The sequence below is a fragment of the Acidovorax sp. Root275 genome (genome assembly GCF_001428965.1).
In the GTDB taxonomy this organism is placed as follows: Bacteria; Pseudomonadota; Gammaproteobacteria; order Burkholderiales; family Burkholderiaceae_C; genus Acidovorax; species Acidovorax radicis.
The window spans coordinates 716,503-733,769 of sequence record NZ_LMJH01000008.1 but is presented as its reverse complement, the minus strand read 5'-3'; the positions used below and the strand labels follow the sequence as shown (position 1 = coordinate 733,769).

11 protein-coding genes are annotated in these 17,267 nt (G+C 66.8%); 1 reads left to right on the top strand and 10 read right to left on the bottom strand.

What is annotated here, in order from left to right:
- Positions 1–103 precede the first annotated feature (103 nt).
- From ASE52_RS13410 to ASE52_RS13390, 5 genes are all read right to left on the bottom strand, one after another.
- Positions 104–781, bottom strand: coding sequence for a plastocyanin/azurin family copper-binding protein (locus tag ASE52_RS13410; protein WP_010463640.1), 678 nt, complete (start codon positions 779–781; stop codon positions 104–106).
- A gap of 73 nt (positions 782–854) precedes the next feature.
- A complete protein-coding gene (locus ASE52_RS13405) occupies positions 855–1,322 on the bottom strand; it encodes a group 1 truncated hemoglobin (RefSeq protein WP_010463638.1) in 468 nt (155 codons plus the stop codon).
- Positions 1,323–1,356: 34 nt separating this feature from the next.
- Complete coding sequence (locus ASE52_RS13400) at positions 1,357–2,289, bottom strand: DUF3034 family protein (RefSeq protein WP_010463637.1); 933 nt, start codon at positions 2,287–2,289, stop codon at positions 1,357–1,359.
- Between the two features lie 206 nt (positions 2,290–2,495).
- The gene (locus ASE52_RS13395; protein WP_057226693.1) at positions 2,496–3,287 is read right to left on the bottom strand and encodes an anti-sigma factor; all 792 of its coding nucleotides are present in this window, start codon (positions 3,285–3,287) and stop codon (positions 2,496–2,498) included.
- Between the two features lie 16 nt (positions 3,288–3,303).
- Positions 3,304–3,879, bottom strand: coding sequence for a sigma-70 family RNA polymerase sigma factor (locus tag ASE52_RS13390; protein ID WP_057227242.1), 576 nt, complete (start codon positions 3,877–3,879; stop codon positions 3,304–3,306).
- 272 nt (positions 3,880–4,151) lie between these two features.
- Here ASE52_RS13390 and ASE52_RS13385 point away from each other — a divergent pair, with 272 nt between their 5' ends.
- A complete protein-coding gene (locus tag ASE52_RS13385; RefSeq protein ID WP_057226691.1) occupies positions 4,152–4,559 on the top strand; it encodes a c-type cytochrome in 408 nt (135 codons plus the stop codon).
- A 4-nt stretch (positions 4,560–4,563) separates the two neighbouring features.
- Here the strand turns inward: ASE52_RS13385 and ASE52_RS13380 are convergent, their stop codons facing one another.
- The 5 genes from ASE52_RS13380 to ASE52_RS13360 form a co-directional block, all read right to left on the bottom strand.
- The gene (locus tag ASE52_RS13380) at positions 4,564–5,730 is read right to left on the bottom strand and encodes an alpha-hydroxy acid oxidase (RefSeq protein WP_010463628.1); all 1,167 of its coding nucleotides are present in this window, start codon (positions 5,728–5,730) and stop codon (positions 4,564–4,566) included.
- Positions 5,731–5,972: 242 nt separating this feature from the next.
- On the bottom strand, positions 5,973–8,252 hold the full coding sequence (locus ASE52_RS13375; protein WP_010463626.1) for a diguanylate cyclase: 2,280 nt from the start codon (positions 8,250–8,252) through the stop codon (positions 5,973–5,975).
- Positions 8,253–8,336: 84 nt separating this feature from the next.
- Positions 8,337–10,679 (bottom strand): penicillin-binding protein 1C, encoded by a 2,343-nt coding sequence (gene pbpC / locus ASE52_RS13370; protein ID WP_241776998.1) that lies wholly within the window; start codon positions 10,677–10,679, stop codon positions 8,337–8,339.
- Complete coding sequence (locus tag ASE52_RS13365; RefSeq protein WP_010463620.1) at positions 10,672–11,040, bottom strand: hypothetical protein; 369 nt, start codon at positions 11,038–11,040, stop codon at positions 10,672–10,674. The genes pbpC and ASE52_RS13365 overlap by 8 nt, the downstream gene beginning before the upstream one ends.
- A gap of 58 nt (positions 11,041–11,098) precedes the next feature.
- Complete coding sequence (locus tag ASE52_RS13360; protein WP_057226688.1) at positions 11,099–17,116, bottom strand: MG2 domain-containing protein; 6,018 nt, start codon at positions 17,114–17,116, stop codon at positions 11,099–11,101.
- Positions 17,117–17,267: the final 151 nt, after the last annotated feature.

Genomic DNA, 17,267 nt, shown 5'->3' with positions numbered 1-17,267 from the left:
GTACTTTTCTTTGGCGAAGCAAAGAACAAGTACCTCGGCCGCCGGGCCGAGACCCGGCTCCCGCCCTTAGCAAAAGCCAGAAGCAACAACAGCCACCAGCCCCTCAATGCCGATGCGCAACCTGCTCTCCATGCCCAACTGGTCCCTGGCTATACCCCCCGGTCGGCCCACCCGGCGTATTGGAAGGCGCCGCTGGCGGTGCGCGCCGCACGCGCGGCACCACGCTCAGCTGCACGGTGTCCAGCACCGGCCCCGGGGCCACGTTCAACGCCTTGCGGGGCAAGTCCACCAGTTGCTCGGCATGCCAGACGCGCACCTGGGCCGCGCCGTCGGGCACGCTGGCAAAGCGGGCGATGCCGTCGGCATCGGTCTTGAGCGTCCAGGCCGAATCCGTCACAAACACATGGCCGCGCATGGAGCCGTGCAGGTGGCACGACAACAGCACCACACCGGCCGTGTCGAGCTTGACCTCGAAGGAGTTGGCCGGCTTGCCGTCGGTCTTGCCCTCCAGGCGCAGCTCGAAGCCGCTGGTGGCTGGGGCGGACGACAGGCCTGCGGCGGCGCCGCGCACATGGTGGTCCCAGCGGTCCTGGTTGGTAAACCGCACCGTGGTGCCGGGCATCACCACCGTCAGGGCGGGCACAAACCGCATGCGCTCCTGCTCGATGGTGGGGCTGGCCTGCAGCAGGCTGGGGGCCGCGCCCGGCGAAGCAGCGGGGTACACCACCACCACGGCTTCGGGCACCGGCTTGCCCTCGCGGTCCAGCACCTGGATTTGCACATTTCCGGCGCCAGCGCTTGTCAGTAAAGCGCTAGCAGCTATAAAAACCATAGTATTTTTCATATCAACAGCTTCAGCGGATGGTGATCACGTCCCGGTGCATGGGCGCCAGCAAGGCCAGCAGGCGGTTTTGCTGAGCGAACGGTATGCCCTGGGCATCCATGGCGCTTTGCAGCACCTCCACCAGGGCGTTGAAGTGGCCCTTGTTGATGTCCATGTCGGCATGGGCCGATTTCATGTCAGCGCCTTCATATTTGCAAGGGCCACCGCTCAACTGGCAGATCTGGTCGGTCAGGCTCTCTTTGAGCGCGGCGGGCTTCACGTCCTTGAAGTGGCCGCCGATGCGCGGGTCTTTCACCACGCGGTTCACAAAATCGTCCATCAGGCGGGTGATGCCGGGCTTTTCGCCCAGGGCCTGGTACAGGCCCGCCGGTGCGTGTGCAGCCGCTGGGGCTGCAGCGCCCGTTGTTTGTGCGATTGCTGGCAGGGCCAGCAGGCCGCCCAGGGCGAGTGCCCAGGCGATCAGGGTGTGGTGCTTCATGGAAATCTCCAAAGGGGGAATGCGCGCTGCCACGTCAGAAAGCAACCTGGGCCGACAGGTAGTAACCCGTCTGGCGGCGGTTGTGGGTGACACCGGGGACGATGCGGCCCAGGTCCACGTAGGCCAGCGTCAGCGACAGGTTCTTGCTGGGCGCCCAGGCAACGAAGATGTCTTTCCAGTCGTCTTCGCGCAGCGCAGCGCCCAGGCCCGCAGCGGCGCCCAGCGCCTGCAGGTTGTTGGGCTTGAAGCGAACTTCGGCACCCACCGCCAGGTTCTTGTTGATGAGGTAGGCCACGGAGAACTCGGGCTGCAGGCTGCGGCTGTTCTTGCCCGGCGCGGCAGAGCCAAAACCCAGCAGGCCGTTCTGGTTGGCGTTGGTGGAGCGCAGCGTGCCGTTGACCAGCAGGCTCTGCGCGAGCAACAGTTTGGTGGCGCTCACATACACGTCGGTGCCGCTGGTCTTGGTGCCCAAAAAGTCGAGCACCGACCCGATGGAGCCCGGGTGCACACGCTTGTGCTCCAGCCCCACGGCGATCTGTGGCATCCAGCTGTCGGCGTTCAGCACGGCGTCGCCCGCCACCTTGACCTTGACGCCCACCACATCCATCTTGATGTGCTGCCCCGGCGTCACGCCAAAGGGCGCAATGCCATTGAGCGCTATGGCGGGCGAGGCGTCAAAGTCCTGCCGCGCCAGCGACAGCTCCACCCTGTCGAACAAGCCCACGGCCACGCCGTAGCCGTTCAGGCTGTAGTCTTGGGTGGCCGCGCGGGTGGCGTAGCCGCTGAAGCCCACCTCGCCTTCGGTGGCGTTGCTGCCGATCACCGCCCAGGGGGTCAGCCCGCCACCGGCCGACCCGGCAATGGTGCTGACGCCGCCCGTGAGCAGCAGCTTGCCGGTGTCGGCCTGGGCCAGCCCGGCCGTGGTTGCCAGGGCCGCCAACAGCGCGGTTCGATGCCAGTGATTCATCGCGGTCTCCAGTGAAAAGCAGTTGTAAGAAGATGTTGCCTTCTACATACGCCCTGCGCCACGCAATGGATTCAAAAACGACAAAAATAGTTGATCGCCCCTGCGGCAGTCCGCATGTGTGCCTGCCAGCCGCTGTCCGGCCCCGCCTCGGGCCATGAATCTGTCCACGATGTCGCCAGGGGTCGCGAGGGCCCGTGAACAGGTTCTTAAAGCATTCGCTGAATCAGCTCACCCTTGAACAGCACCGGCCCCGTGGGGCCCGTGGCGCTCGGCACGCCGCCCAGCGGCTCCAGGCTGATGGCCAGCGTGGGCACCTCTTTCACGTCGCCCTCCTGGGCCACGAGCTTGAGCAGCTTGTCCTGCCCCAGCACACCGAGCGAACGCGGTCCCCCCGCAGGCGGCAGCGCCCACAGCTGCAGCGACTTGTCTGCGCCCTCCTGGAAACCGCCCACCCGCTGCAGCACGAGCTGGTTGTTCTTGGGGTCGAAGGTGACCAGCATCGAGGCATCCGCCTTGTCGTCGGCCAGCACGGCCACGTACTGGATCTGGGGTGTGGCCTGCAGCTGCTGCTGCAGTGCGGCAATCTGCGCACCGGTGGTGGTGCGCAGGCCGCCGTTGACCTGCACGCCCACCACCACGGCCGCCAGCGTGGCGATGGCACCCGCGGCTGCGGCGCCGCGCCATACCAGCAGGTTGCGCCACCAGCCGCCGTGGGCTGCGGCCGATTCGGCGGCCCGCGCAGCCCGCAGGGCCGCCGCAGACCGGTCGGCCTGCACGAGGTTGTCGATGCGTGTCCAGACGGAGGGGGCGGGGTCTACCGCAGCTTGCAGCTCGGTCAGGCCCGACCAGCGGGTCTGCCACACCAGGGCGGCGGCGCGCACGGTGGCGTGCTCGCGGGCCAGGGTTTCAAAACGGCGGCGGGCGCCGCCGCGCAGCGTGCCCAGGGCATAGCTGGCAGCCAGGCGGTCGAGCAGGTCGGGGTGTTGGGTGATGTTCATGGTGGACCTTCCGTGCTCAGGCGTACCGCGCCATGCAGGTGCGCAGTTGCTCCAGCCCCCGGCGAATCCAGGTCTTGACCGTGCCCAGCGGGAGCTTGAGCTGCTCGGCCAGCTCGCCGTGGCTTTGGTCGCGCAGGTAGGCGAGGCTGACCACCTCGCGCTGTTTGTGGTCGAGCTTGCCCAGGCAATGGTGCAGCGCAAACGACTGCTCGCTGGCGTCGGCGGCATCCATGGGGTTGGGCGAATCGCCCTCCAGCGTCTGGGCCAGCTCGTCGTCCAGCTCGTTCATGAGGTCCACCCGGTCGCTGGTGCGCTTGCGCAGCGCATCCAGCGCACGGCTGCGCACGATGAGCCCCATCCACGCCATCGGCGGGCTGAGCGATGCGCGGTAGTTGCTGGCGCCGCGCCAGATGCTCAAAAAAGCTTCCTGCAGCACGTCCTCCGCCACATCGCGGTTGCGAACTATGCGCAAGGCCAGGCCAAAAAGCGGTGACGAGGTGCGCTCGTACAGCCTTTTGAGCGCGGAGTCATCCTGCGCAGCGATGCGGTCGAGGAGGTCCATCAGTTCACGGTCTGGTTGGGGGGTGCTCATGCGCCCATTCTCTGGGATTGGCCGGTTTTCACGGGATTGCAGGGGTTTGCTGTGGGTGAATACGCCACAGCGGGCCATCTGGATGCAGCTGCGGGCAAAAAACCGTGTTTTCCGGCACCCACGCTCTGCCCAGGCTACCCCGGCAGCGGGGGACACACCCCGAACGTGGAACGCGCTTTGAATCCAGCCGGCAAGTCCGTCCGTATTGCGGGGGCTACTGCGGGCACCCCGCCACACGGCCCACCAAAACCCATCGCACGCTGAAACCATCCATGAAACACCTCGCCCCGCTGCCCTCCCTACGTCTTGCCAGTGTGGTGGCAGCCCTGCTGTCGGCCGCGCACAGCCCTGGCGCGGCCCAGTCGGTGGAGCGCGGCCGTGCCGTCTATGCAGCGCATTGCAGCAGCTGCCACAGCGTGGCCCTGCATGGCGACGGCCCCGCGCACGTGGGCGTGGTGGGCCGCCGCGCGGGGGCCTTGAAAGACTTTGACTATTCGCCCGCGCTGCGCAGCAGCAAGATCCTGTGGACGCGCGCCACGCTGAAGGCCTGGCTGACCAACCCCGAGGCATTGATCCCCGGCCAGGGCATGGACTACCGGCTGGACGACGAACGTGAGCGCGAAGACGTGGTCGCTTATCTCGCTACGCTCAAATACGCGCCGCGGGTGGGCGCGCGTTGAAGGGTCACGCCGTGGGATAGGTGCCAGGCAGCAGGATGGACTGGTCCACGGTGTTGATGTTGGTGTGGCCGCAGAACGCCATGGTGATGTCCAGCTCTTTCTGGATGATCTGCAGCGCGCGCGTCACGCCCGCCTCTCCGTAGGCGCCCAGGCCGTACAGAAAGCTGCGGCCGATCAGCGTGCCCTGGGCGCCCAGCGCGCGGGCCTTGAGCACGTCTTGCCCACTGCGGATGCCGCCGTCCATCCACACTTCGATGTCCTTGCCTGCCGCCGCAGCAATGCCGGGCAGCGCGGCGATGGAGGACGGCGCGCCATCGAGCTGGCGGCCACCGTGGTTGCTGACGATGAGCGCATCGGCGCCGCTGTCCACCGCCAGGCGGGCGTCTTCGGCGTCCATGATGCCCTTGAGAATCAGCTTGCCGCCCCACCGCTTCTTGATCCATTCGACATCGCCCCAGTTGAGCTGCGGGTCGAACTGCTCGGCCGTCCACGACGAGAGCGAGGACAGGTCGCCCACGCCCTTGGCATGGCCCACGATGTTGCCGAACGAGCGGCGCGGGGTGCCCAGCATGCCCAGGCACCAGCGGGGCTTGGTGGCCAGGTTGATGAGGTTGGCCAGTGTGGGCCGGGGCGGCGCGGACAGGCCGTTCTTGATGTCCTTGTGGCGCTGGCCCAGGATCTGCAGATCCAGCGTGAGCTGCAGAGCCGAGCAGTTGGCGGCCTTGGCGCGGTCGATCAGGCGATTGATGAAGTCGCGGTCGCGCATCACATACACCTGGAACCAGAACGGATGGCGGCCCGTGTGCTCGGCAATGTCCTCGATGGAGCAGATGCTCATGGTCGAGAGTGTGAAGGGGATGCCAAACGCCTTGGCGGCCTTGGCACCCAGAATTTCTCCGTCGGCATGCTGCATGCCCGTGAGGCCGGTGGGCGCGATGGCCACGGGCATGGCCACGTCCTGCCCGACCATGGTGGTGCGGGTGCTGCGGCCTTCCATGTTCACGGCCACGCGCTGGCGCAGCTTGATGCGCTGGAAGTCGCTTTCGTTGGCGCGGTAGGTGCCCTCGGTGTACGAGCCCGAATCGGCGTAGTCATAAAACATGCGCGGCACACGGCGCTGGGCGACGGCACGCAGGTCTTCGATGCAGGTGATTTTGGACAGATCGGGCACGCGGACACTCCAGAAAGGGGTTGCACAGGGGGGCAGACAGGACTGCGCCGAATGGTAGGCACTTGCCTGCGGGTGGGCCATCAAAATTATTTGCGCAGGGCTGCAACAAATTTCCAAGACGGCGCGACACCAGGATGGCGCTGCAGGCAGATTCTCAGACAAAAATGTGCCCTGGCGCTTATCAGACATGCGCAATTAGCTATCAATTAAATAGCACATCAGCACCACACAGGCAACTGTGCTTACTGGCCCTGGCCTGCAGCCTCTGGGGCCAACACCACCTCGGGATCGGCGTCCGGCCCCCGGTGGAGCATGAAGCGCATGCGCCCGCCGCGCTTGGCGGCGTACATCGCGCTGTCGGCATGGCGCGAAAGCGCATCGAACGTGTCGCCATGCTGCGGAAAAAGCGCGATGCCCCCGCTGAGCCCGACCTGCAACAGGCGCCCTCCCAGCTCGAAAGGCACATCGCACGACGCGAGCATCTTGCGCGCCACGTTGCAGGCGGCCTCGGCACCGTCCAGGCCTGGCAGCAGCACCACAAATTCGTCGCCGCCCTGGCGGCACACGGTGTCCGACGCGCGCACGGCGGTTTTCAGGCGCTGCGCAAACTGCACCAGCAGCAGGTCACCCACATCGTGGCCCAGGGTGTCGTTCACGTCCTTGAAACCATCCAGGTCCAGGTACATCACGGCCAGGCACTTGCCATAGCGGCGGGCCTGCGAAATGGCCAGCTGGGCGCGGTCCTGCAGCAGCACGCGGTTGGGCAGGTCGGTCAGCGCGTCGTACTGGGCCAGGTGCGCCATGCGCTCGGCCATGACCACCGATTCGGTCACATCGCGCAGCACGGCCACGGCGCCGGTCACGGCGCCCAGGCGGTCGGTGATGGGGCTGGAGGTCTTGTCCACCTGGAACCGCTGGCCGCTGGTGCGGTGCACCAGCACGCCGCGCACCGACCCAGCGACGGTTCCGCTCTGGATCGCCGCCAGCAGCGAGCTGGCGAGCACGCTGTCGTTGTCGGGGTTGCGCAGCACCACCACCTCATCAATACGGCGGCCCGCTGCATCAAAGGCCTGCCAGCCGGTCAGGCGTTCCGCCACGGGGTTGAGGTAGGTGACGATGCCACGGGCGTCGGCGCAAACCACAGCGTCGCCGATCGACTGCAGCGTGAGGCGCACCCGCTCCTTTTCATCAAACAGCTCGTTCTCCATGCGCTTGCGTTCGGAGATATCCGTCACCTGCACAAAGATGCCCCGCACCTTGCCACCTTCGGCATCGGGCACATAGGAGACCATGGTGTGGCGCACCACCCCATGTGCATCGACCCCTGTGCGCTCAAACAACTGCGCTTGGCCCTGCAGTGCCCTGTCAAGGTAGGGTTGGTCCTGCGCGAAAAGCTCCGGGCCAAGCAGATCCGCAAGGAGCATGCCGGGCATGCGCTCCGGCAACACGCCAAACCATTCAAAGTACGCCTGGTTGGCAAACCGGTTGCGCAGGTCGCCATCCCAGTAGCCAATCATCGAGGGCATGTTGTCGAGAATGGTGCGGGTGTTGTGCTCGGCCTCGCGCAGGCGCGCCGAAACCTGCTGGCGCAGCGTGAGTTCGCGCACAAACAGCGTGGCCAGCCCCACACAACTGACCATCAGCAGCAGCGCGAAGCCGCCCAGCACCCAGGCGCTGCGGGTCCACTTGGCCAGCACGGAGTCTGCGGATTGCGCCACATTGATGATGAGCGGATAGCGCCCCACCGGGCGAAACGTATACAGGCGCTCCACACCATCGACGATCGAGGTGCCCACAAACGAGCCCGAGCCCTCTTGCTGAAACCGCAGCATGTTGGGCGTGCCCGCCAGGCTGCGGCCCACATCGGCGTCGCCATAGGGGAACCTGGTGATCATCACGCCGTCGCTGCGCAACAGGTTCACGCCACTGTTGAGCCCCAGCTCCAGCGCCCCAAACAGTTCGTTGAAAACGCTCAGGCGAACCGCCCCCACCACAACGCCCGCAAAACTGCCGTCCGCATGAAAATAGGCGCGCGACAGGGGAAGAATGTTGAGCCCCGTGACGCGCGAGGGAACGGGACGCCCGATGAACAACCCTTTGTGCCCACCGGACTTGAACGCGGTGAAGTAGTCGCGGTCCGCAAAGTTGAGCTTGCTGGGGGCATTGGAGTTCGAATCCAGCACGACATGGCCGTCTGCATCCAGCACCCACACCCCCCCGGCGCGCGCGCGCAGCGAGTTGTCAAACACCAGGCGGGAGCGCAGATCCGCAGGCAGCGCCCAGACTTCCGGGCGGCTGACCTCCCGGGTCACCCCCTCCAGCGACTGGTCAAACGTATCCAGGGTCCAGCTCAGCCCTTGCTCCAGAGTGCGCACCAGGTTGGCATTGTTCTGGCTGGCGTAGCTCCATTCGTCGTTGCGGATGCTCCAGATCGTGCGCGCAAAGATGGCACCGATCCCCAGCGAGAGCAGCAGCGAAAGCCAGATCAGGCGGTGGGAGAAGAACTGGCGCAGAAAAGGCATAGAAATATCTTGTAACGATTCTAGGCGCCCCGCTGCAGCATGCCCCGGCGGCAAGCCACACCGTATTCCTCGGACTTCACGGCGTCAATGCGCAGTGCCCCTGGGTGCGGGGGCCACGGCACCCGCACCGCGCACCTCGATGCGGATCTCGTCCAGCACCTGTCCCCCGGCATCGGTGATCTGCACCACGTGGCGCCCCGGCCAGGGCAGCCAGGCCACCCGCGCGCCGCGCCCGAGCGGCTTGCCGTCCATGCGCCACCACAACCCTTCGCCCGTGGCTGTTAACTGCAGGCGCTGGCGTGTGGGGGGAATGTCGGGGTCGAGTGCAATGATGGTGCCGGGGGCTGGCGCGGTGATGCGTGCAGCCAGGCCAGCGACGGAAGTCACGCCACTTTGTGCGGAATTTTTTGGATCTTTTTTGACACCAGCGCTTGATACGTATTGGTTATTAGCTACCGAATCAATAGCAAATAGCGCTTGCTGGGTACCCTGCACAAACCATTCTTCCCGTGCAGCCTCCAGCGGCGGGTGGTCGCCCGGGCTTCCGGGCTGCGGCGCGGCAGGCCCAAACCGCACCGCAGCACGGGCCAGGCCCAGGGGGGCCTTGGGGGCGCGACTGGGTTCGCGCGCATGCAAAAACCCCATCACCGCCGCCCAGATGGGCGCCGCGCCACTGGTGCCGCTGACATCGTGCATGGCAGCGCCGCTGGCGTTGCCCACCCACACACCCACGGTGTAGCGCTCGGACCAGCCCACGGCCCAGTTGTCGCGCATGTCCTTGCTGGTGCCGGTTTTCACGGCCGTCCAGAAACGCGTGGCCAGCACGCTGTCGGTGCCAAAGGTGCGCGCACGCGCATTGCCGTCCGAGAGGATGTCGCCCACGATGAACGCGGCACGCGGGTCGATGGCGGGCGTGAAGTGCGGCTTGGCATCGGCCAGCGCCACGGCGCTGACGCGCCCGCCGTTGGCCAGCGTGCCTGCAACAGGACTGGCCCGCCCGCCGTTGGCGAGCGTGCGAAAGGCGTTGGTCAGGTGCAGCAGCGGCACCTCCGGGCTGCCCAGCGCAAGGCTGTAGCCAAAATAGTCGCCGCTTTCACGCAGCGGCAGGCCCACCGCGCGCAGCTGCCGGTGGAACGCGTCGGGCGAGACCATGACCAGGGTGCGCACCGCCGGCACGTTGAGCGACGCGGCCAGCGCCGTACGCACGGACACCCATCCCTTGAACTGCCGGTCGTAGTTCTGCGGGATGTACAACCCCCCGGGGGTGGCAATGTGCGCGGGCGAGTCATCCACAAGGGAAGCCGCCGTGAGCCGCCGCTGCTCGATGGCCTGTGCATACAAAAACGGCTTCAGCGTGGAGCCCGGCTGGCGCAGGGCCAGCACACCATCCACCTCGCGGGCCTGGCTGAGCTGCCCCGAAGACCCCACCCAGGCCAGCACCGCGCCCGTGGCGTTGTCGAGCACCAGCACGGCGCCGTCTTCCACATTGCGTCCGCGCAGTTCGCGCAGCTGCTGCTGCAGGCTCTGCACGGCAAAACGCTGCAGCGGCGCGCGCAGCGTGCTGGGCAGGCGTTCAGGCACCGCCGCGTCCTTGGACCGCTGGCGCAGCAGATAACGTGCAAAGTGCGGGGCCACGCCCTCGCTCGCATCAAACGCACGGCGCTGCAGCGCGGCGGTGGTGAACAAGTCCAGCGCATCGCAGTCCACGCGCGCAGCCGCCGGCTGGGTGCTGCCGGGGCGCTGCTGCATGTCGCGCAGCACACCACAGGCCCGCTGCGCCACCAGCGCAGGCCGCGCATTGGGCGCGCGCACCAGCGCCGCCGCCACGGCCGCCTCGCGGTCATCCAGTCCATGGGCGGCCTTGCCAAACAGCGTGCGGGAGAGCGCATCAATGCCCACCAACTCGCTGCGAAACGGCACGAGGTTGAGGTAGGCCTCCAGGATCTGGTCCTTGCGCCAGCGCCGGTCCAACACCTGCGCGGCCACGGTCTGGCCCAGCTTCTGCGCCACGGTGCGCCCGCCGGGGCCCTGGCGCCAGTCACCGTCGAGCAAACCCGCCAGCTGCATGGTGATGGTGCTGGCCCCGCGCGTGCGCTGGTTCCACAGGTTGCCCCAGGCTGCCGCCGACGCAGCGCGCCAGTCCACCCCGCTGTGTTCAAAAAACCGCTTGTCCTCGCTGAGCACCAGGGCCGTGCGCAGCGCGGGCGACACGTCGGCGAGTGGCACCCACTGGCCGCGCCGCACCGTGGCATCGGTGCGCAGGCGCTGCAGCACCTCGCCCTCGCGCGAGAGGACGAGGGTGTCGGACGGTTTGAAGTCGGCATGCACCTCGTCAAATGCGGGGATAGCCCAGGCGGCCGACCCACACGCCACCCACAAAGCCCAGCCAGCGCACCAGCGGCGCACGGCCCACCGCCGTTCAGCCATCGGAGTGCTCCCGGTCAAACCGGGTTTCGGCCTCGCTCAGGTGGCGCAGCAGCACGTGCGAAATCAGGTTGACGCCAATGCCACCAAACACCACGGGCAGCACATAGAGCGCGATGGACAGCTCGGAGATGAACATCGCATCGTCCGCCAGCGACGGGGTGGTCTTGGCCAGGGACGCGAGCGATTGCAGCAGGTACACGTCCACCCCCGCAATCAGCACCAGCGCCACGCCAAAGCCCAGCACCGCCATGCGCGAGATGGACCGGGTCGCCAGCAGCAGCCCGTAGATGCCCGCAGGCAGCACCAGCGAGAACGCCACCAGCACCCAGAACCGCAGTTCCACAAACACACTGAGGCTCATGGCGCGTGGGCTGGGGGTTGGCTCAAGGCACGGTGGGGCATGGTGGTCTCTCTGCAGTCTACCGGGCTGGTTCCACCTTCACGCGCGCATTGGGCACTTCGCCAAACATCTCGGGCGCATACATGGCTTCGACGCGGCTGGGCGGCAAGGCAAAGTCGCCCACGTTGTTCAAGCGCACGGTGTACTCCATCTTCACCGTGCCCTTGGGCAGGTACTCGTAATAGCTGCGGAAGGCCTCGAAGCTGCGCTCCTCGAACGCGGGCCAGCCGCTGCCGCTGCGGGGCTTCTCGCCCTGCGTGGCAATGGCGGAGTCACGCCCCAGGCCGCTGCCCAGGATGGTGGCGCCCCCCGGGATCGGGTCGGTGATGGCCACCCAGGTCATATCGGCACTGGCGTTCACCTCCAGCGTCACGCGCAGCACGTCGCCGCGTGTGTACTGGCCTGCGGGCAGCGACTTGTTGGCCTGCTCCACCGGCGTGACGGTCTTCTTGATGGCATAGCCTGCAGCAAACGGCGCCTTGAGCTGGATGGCGGCCACGGACTGCAGCGTGAGCCACGGCTTGCCCGGCCCTTGGTGGGCCACCGCCAGGCTTTCCTTGCCACCCGCTTTGCCCCAGGCCAGGAACATGTCGTTGTTCTTGAGGTTGCCGGGCGATGCGGGGGCTCCGAACCAGGTCGTCTGGTGCGCGGCGCCCGTGGCGTCACTGGCCTTCACGCGCTCGACCTTGCTCCAGTCCACGGTGGCACTGCTGCCAGACATCGTGGCCTTGGTGGTGCCCGAGACCGGCACGGCCTCGAACTTGGCGCTGAATTTCTCCAGCGCCAGCCCGCCCCACAGGTTGGCCGTGGTGGTGTGCCAGGCGCCCGCTTGCTGGCGGCTGATGAAGCCGTTGGCCAGCCGGCCCATGTCGTCCTTCCAGGTGGGGTCGTCCATCACGGCCAGCATCAGGCGTGCCGTGTTCACGTCGCCGTTTTGCATCAGCCACCACCAGTAGTCATCCTGTTCGGTGCTGAAGATGAGCTTGGTGCCCTGGAACGACAGGCGGCTGCGCAGGATCTGCTGGGCCTCGGCCAGGCGCTTGTCGCGCTCGGGCACATCGGCCACGCGCTTGAGGACGTTGACCCAGTCGATCACCGTGTGCGTGGGCCACTGGTTGGGCGCAATGGTGATGCTGCTGACCATGCGGCCCTGGGCCTTGCCGTAGCGCGACAGCGCCTCCAGCGCGGCCACCTTGCGCATGTCCAGGTCCTTGCGCGGGCTCCAGAACTCGCGCTGGATGCGGCCTTCCACAAACGCGATCAGGCCACGCTCCATGGGCGCGCGGGCGGCGTCGGGCAGTGCAAACGCGGGGTTGATGCTGGACGCCTCGTGCGTGGCGGCCAGCACATAGGCCGTGAGCGTGTCGCTGCCCCGGTTGCTGTCGCCGTCGCGCGGCGGGAAGTAGTTGGCCAGTCCGTCGCTGTCGAGGTAGGTGGGCAACTGGGCCACCACGGTTTGCCACAGCGCGCCATCGCGCAGGCCCACGGCCTTGCTGGTCTTTTGCTCCAGGCAGGCAAAGGGGTAGCGTGCCCACCAGTCGCGCACGCCGGGCAGGCCCTCGGCCAGCTTGGGCTGCAGCGACATCTTCAGGCCACCCCGGCCCGGCAGTGCATCGGCCGGCGGGTTCACATCCAGGTTGAAGCTGCCGTCCACCTGCACCAGCGTGGCCTGCTGCACCGTGAGTGGCACGGCCGGGATGATGCGCTGGCGCGCCTTGAGCGCATCGCGCGCGCCGCCCACCGTGTCCTTGGCCTCGATCTCCCACAGGATGGATTCGGCGCGCGTTTGCGCCAGTTGTGCCGGTGCTGTCACGCTCCAGGCGACTTCACGCGCTTCTTCGGGCGGGATGTCAATGGTTTGTGGCTTCAGGTCGAGCAGCGTGGCACGGGGGGCCACCTCGACCTTCATCGCCGTCTTGGTGGTGTTGCGCAGCGTGATCTGGGCGCGGAACTGGTCGTCCTCGCGCACCAGGGGCGGCAGGCCGCTGATGATCTGCAAATCCTGCGTGGCGCGGATGCTGGTGCTGCCGGTGCCGAACAGGCCCGTGGCCGCATCGGCCACCGCCACGATCTTGAAGGTGGTGAGCGCGTCGTTGAGCGGCACGGTCACCTTGGCCTGGCCGTTGGCATCGAGCTTGAGCGCGGGCTCCCACAACAGCAGGGTGTCGAGCAGCTCGCGCGTCTGCGCCCGTCCACCACCACCACCGGCAGGCACGGCCTTTTTGCCGTAATGGCGGCGGCCGATGATTTCCATTTGCGCAGTGGAGGTCTCCACGCCCCAGCTGCGGCGCTGCAGCATGGCTTCGAGCAGGTTCCAGCTGGTGTTGGGCATCAGCTCCAGCAGGGCCTGGTCCACGGCGGCCAATGCCACCTCGGCATTCGCGGCGGGCTTGCCGCCGGGCAGCGTGGCGGTGATGGTGACCTGGGCCTTGCCGCGCACGGCATAGCTCTCCTTGTCGGCCGTCACCTTCACGTCGATCTGGTGGGCCTGCGTGCCCACGCGGATCTCTGCCATGCCCAGACGGAACGCAGGTTTGGACAAATCCACCAGTGCGGTGGGCGCCTGGTATTCCTTGCCTTCGTACCAGAACGACGTCCACCACTCGCCCGGCGCCTTGAAACCCCAGGTGAAGAAGCTGTACCACGGCACCTCGCGCAGGCGGCCGCGCAGGGCCAGCACGCTCACGTACACGTTGGGGCCCCAGCCGGGCTGCACCTTCAGGCTCACGGTCGGGTCCTGCCCGTTGAGCTGCACCACCTGGGTGTCGATGATGCCCTCGCGCTCCACCGCCACCAGGGCCGTGGCAAAACGGAACGGCATGCGCACCTGGAACTTGGCGGTCTCGCCGGGCTGGTAGCTCTTCTTCTCGGGCAGCAGGTCGATGCGGTCGTGGTCTTCGCCACCAAACCACAGCTCGCCCTGGCGTGTGACCCACACCGACGAGGCGGCCACGCTGGTGTTGCCGTCCTTGTCGGTGGCCGTCGCCACCAGTTCCACCTCGCCAGGCTCGTCGAGCTTGGATTCACACAGCAGCAGGCCACGCGCATCGCTCTTGCCACTGCACAGCGTGCCCAGGTCTTTCGTTTCGGTCTGGTTGTCGTAGCTGTAGAAGCCCCCCACCATGCGCTTGCGCGTGGTGGTGGTGATGCGCGCCACGGCCTGCACCTGCAGCGAGGTGTCGGGCGCAGGCTTGCCGTTGTGCTGCAGCGCCAGCGCCTGGAAGCGGATCTTCTGGCGGGCCGACACCCAGCCTTCGGTCTTGATGCCCGCCACCACGCCAGCAGGCCACAGCGCCTGCGTGCTGCGGATCGTCTGCACCTCGCCATTGGGGTCGGCATAGGTGGCCTCCAGCAGCAGCTCCTGCGGCTGGCGGGCCTGGGGCACGTTGTCGATGGTGACCTTACCTGCGCCGTCCTTGTTCAGCGTCAACGGCAGCTTGTCGGCAATCACGCGCGCATCCTGGCTGGCCGCGGCTTCCTCGTCGTCACTGCTGGCGCTGTCCGCACTGCCCTGCTCGCGCTTGCGCGGCGGGGTGAAACGGAAGGTCTCGTAGTCGCTGTATTGCAGCGTCTTGCCGCGCACCATGGCCGACACACGCACCGGCAGGTTCGCCGCCCCGCCACCGGCCACGTAGTTGATCTGCACCTCGGTAGGCACCGAGCGCACGCGCACCAGGGCCTTCTTCTCGACCGGGGTGATGCGCCCCTCCAGCACGGGCAGGCGGAACTCCTCCACCCGGAACTGACCCGACGCAAGGCTGCCGTTCACCGTGCCGTTGCCTGCCAGCTCGACCTGGTACACCCCGAGCTTGGCGGCCGGCGGGATGGCAAAGGTACTTTGCGCGCTGAGTCCGCCCGTGGCCGTGCCCCGCCACGCCAGCGGCTGGGTGAACTGCTGGCCGCTGCCCAGATGGGTGATGACAAGCGTGTCGGGACGCGATCCCGACAGGGCAAAGCCCTGGCGTGTTTCGGCGCGCAGCAGGTGCTTCATCGACACGGTTTCGCCCGCGCGGAACAGCGTGCGGTCGAAGATGGTGTGGGCGCGTTCGTCCGGCGCGGGAGCCCGGCTGGTGGGCACGTTGAAGCGCCAGGGCTCGATGCCACGCTGCCAGTCGCTCCAGGTGAAGGCCATGTCCTCCACACCGCCGTCATCCTTGTGGCGCGCACTCACAAAATAGGCGTTGCCACCTTCGCCATACTCGCCGCCATCGCCGCCATCGCCGCAGCCGGGAGGTTCTGACGAAAGGCCTTCGAAGCGGGCCACGCCCTGGGCATCGGTCTGCGCATGGGCCTGCTCATTGCCCTTGCAGTCGGACACGCGCACCGTAGCGCCCTGCACGGGCTGGCCCTTGTCCAGCGTGGTCACCCAGGCCATCGCGTTTTCGCGGCCGAGCTTGAAATGCACGCCCAGGTTGGTCACCAGGGCCGAGGTGCGCACATACATCGTGCGGGCGTCGCCATGGCGTTCGTCCAGCAGCGAAGTGCCCAGCTTTTGCGAGGCGATCTCCACCACGTGGAAACCGGGCGACAGCGGAATCCCCACCACCTCGAAGGGGCGTGGGTCGTTGCTCGCGGGCTTGGGCAGGTCCAGCGTCTTCACGCCGCCCTTGCCGGACAGCAGCGACACCATGCGCGACTGCACGGTTTCCTTGTCGTCGTCCAGCACCTTGGGCAGGGGGCCATTCACGTCCTGGCGTGCCTGCTTGCGGTTCACCACGTAGCTGTCGTAGCGCTGCACTTTCTTGAACCAGGCAATGATGTCGGCATCGGTGCGCGGCTTGAGCGTGCTGACCTTGCCAGGCGCCGCTGTGGGCACCGCCGCACCCGGCTGCAGTCCCTGCACGCGCAGGGCGGCTTCCACGTTGCGCAGTGTCACGGGCAGCAATGCCGGGGGTTTTTCAGAGCGCGGGCCTTCGGCAAAACGCTCGACGATGCCAAACGGCGCCGCTGCAAACTTGGCCAGGGGCGGCATGCCGCCGGTGGCCACCTTCAGCGGGAAGTTCTCCGCATTGCGCAGCGGGCGGCCCGAGGCATCCTTGAAATCCTTGGGAAGCTCCAGCGTGAAGGCCGTGTTTTCGGCCAAAGGCGCAGCAAACTGCACGCTGTTGACCAGCGCATCGCCCTTCTGGCCTTCGATGGCCCCATCCGTCTGGGGTTTCAGGGTTTCCTTGGCCGACTTGAGGCGGATGGCCGTGGCCAGGCTGCGCGGCACCGGCGCATTGAAGGACAGCTGCAATGGGCGGATGGGCAAACAGGCAGCCTGCGCGTTCTCGCGCTCACAACTGAACTCGGCCGAGAACGGCTCGCGCACCTTGAAGTCAAAGCGTTTTTCCACCGTGTTGGGCACGCCACTGGGCGTGGCCACGCCCTTGCCAAACACGATCTGCATGCGCGAGCCCGAGGTGAACCGCCGGTTGCAGGCCAGCGTGGCGTATTGCAAGGGGTCTTGCGCTGCGCTTTTTTCCAGGCCCAGCGTCTTCAATATTTCGGCGCGCTGCGCGCCCTCGATCAAACGCACTGGGACGCGCTCGCCCACGCCTTCCACCGTGCACCACACATTGGCCTGGATGCTGGCGATGGTGGCGGGCCCGTTGAACTGCAGCACGAAGAACTGCTCTTCGTCGATCTGCTCGTAGGGGTTGGGGCGGATGGTCTGCACGAACGGACCACCGCTATTGAATTGATAGCTTTTAGCGCCCGTCAGTTCAGCGCCAGCAGCCGACTTGAACCCAGGCTTGACCGAGGCGGTGCAGCGCACGCCCGGGGGCAGGTCGCGTTCGAAGTCGAACACCCACTCGCGTTCGCCCGTCCAGCGGCCCGTGCCCTTGGTGGCACCGGCGTCGCTGCAGCTCAGGCTGATGGGTGCGGGCGCCTTGGGGTCGCCAAAGTTGACGGCCGCCGCATCGAACTTGGCCACCACCTGCCGCACGCGCGCCACTTCGCCCTGCGGTGAAAAGCTGGTGATCTGCAAGGCGTGTGCGCCCAGCGACACCAAAGCCCCCGAAAACAACACCAGGGCACGTTGTAAGAATTTCATTTTTGACATCCCTCTATCCGACTCGACCGCGAGGGTAGCCGATATGCCGTGGGCCGCCCCGTCCTGCGATGACACGGAAGGTAACAACTCGTTCGCAGACTCCGCGCCAGCAGCAGCCTACGCCCAGCCCGCACAAACCCATCGGTATACT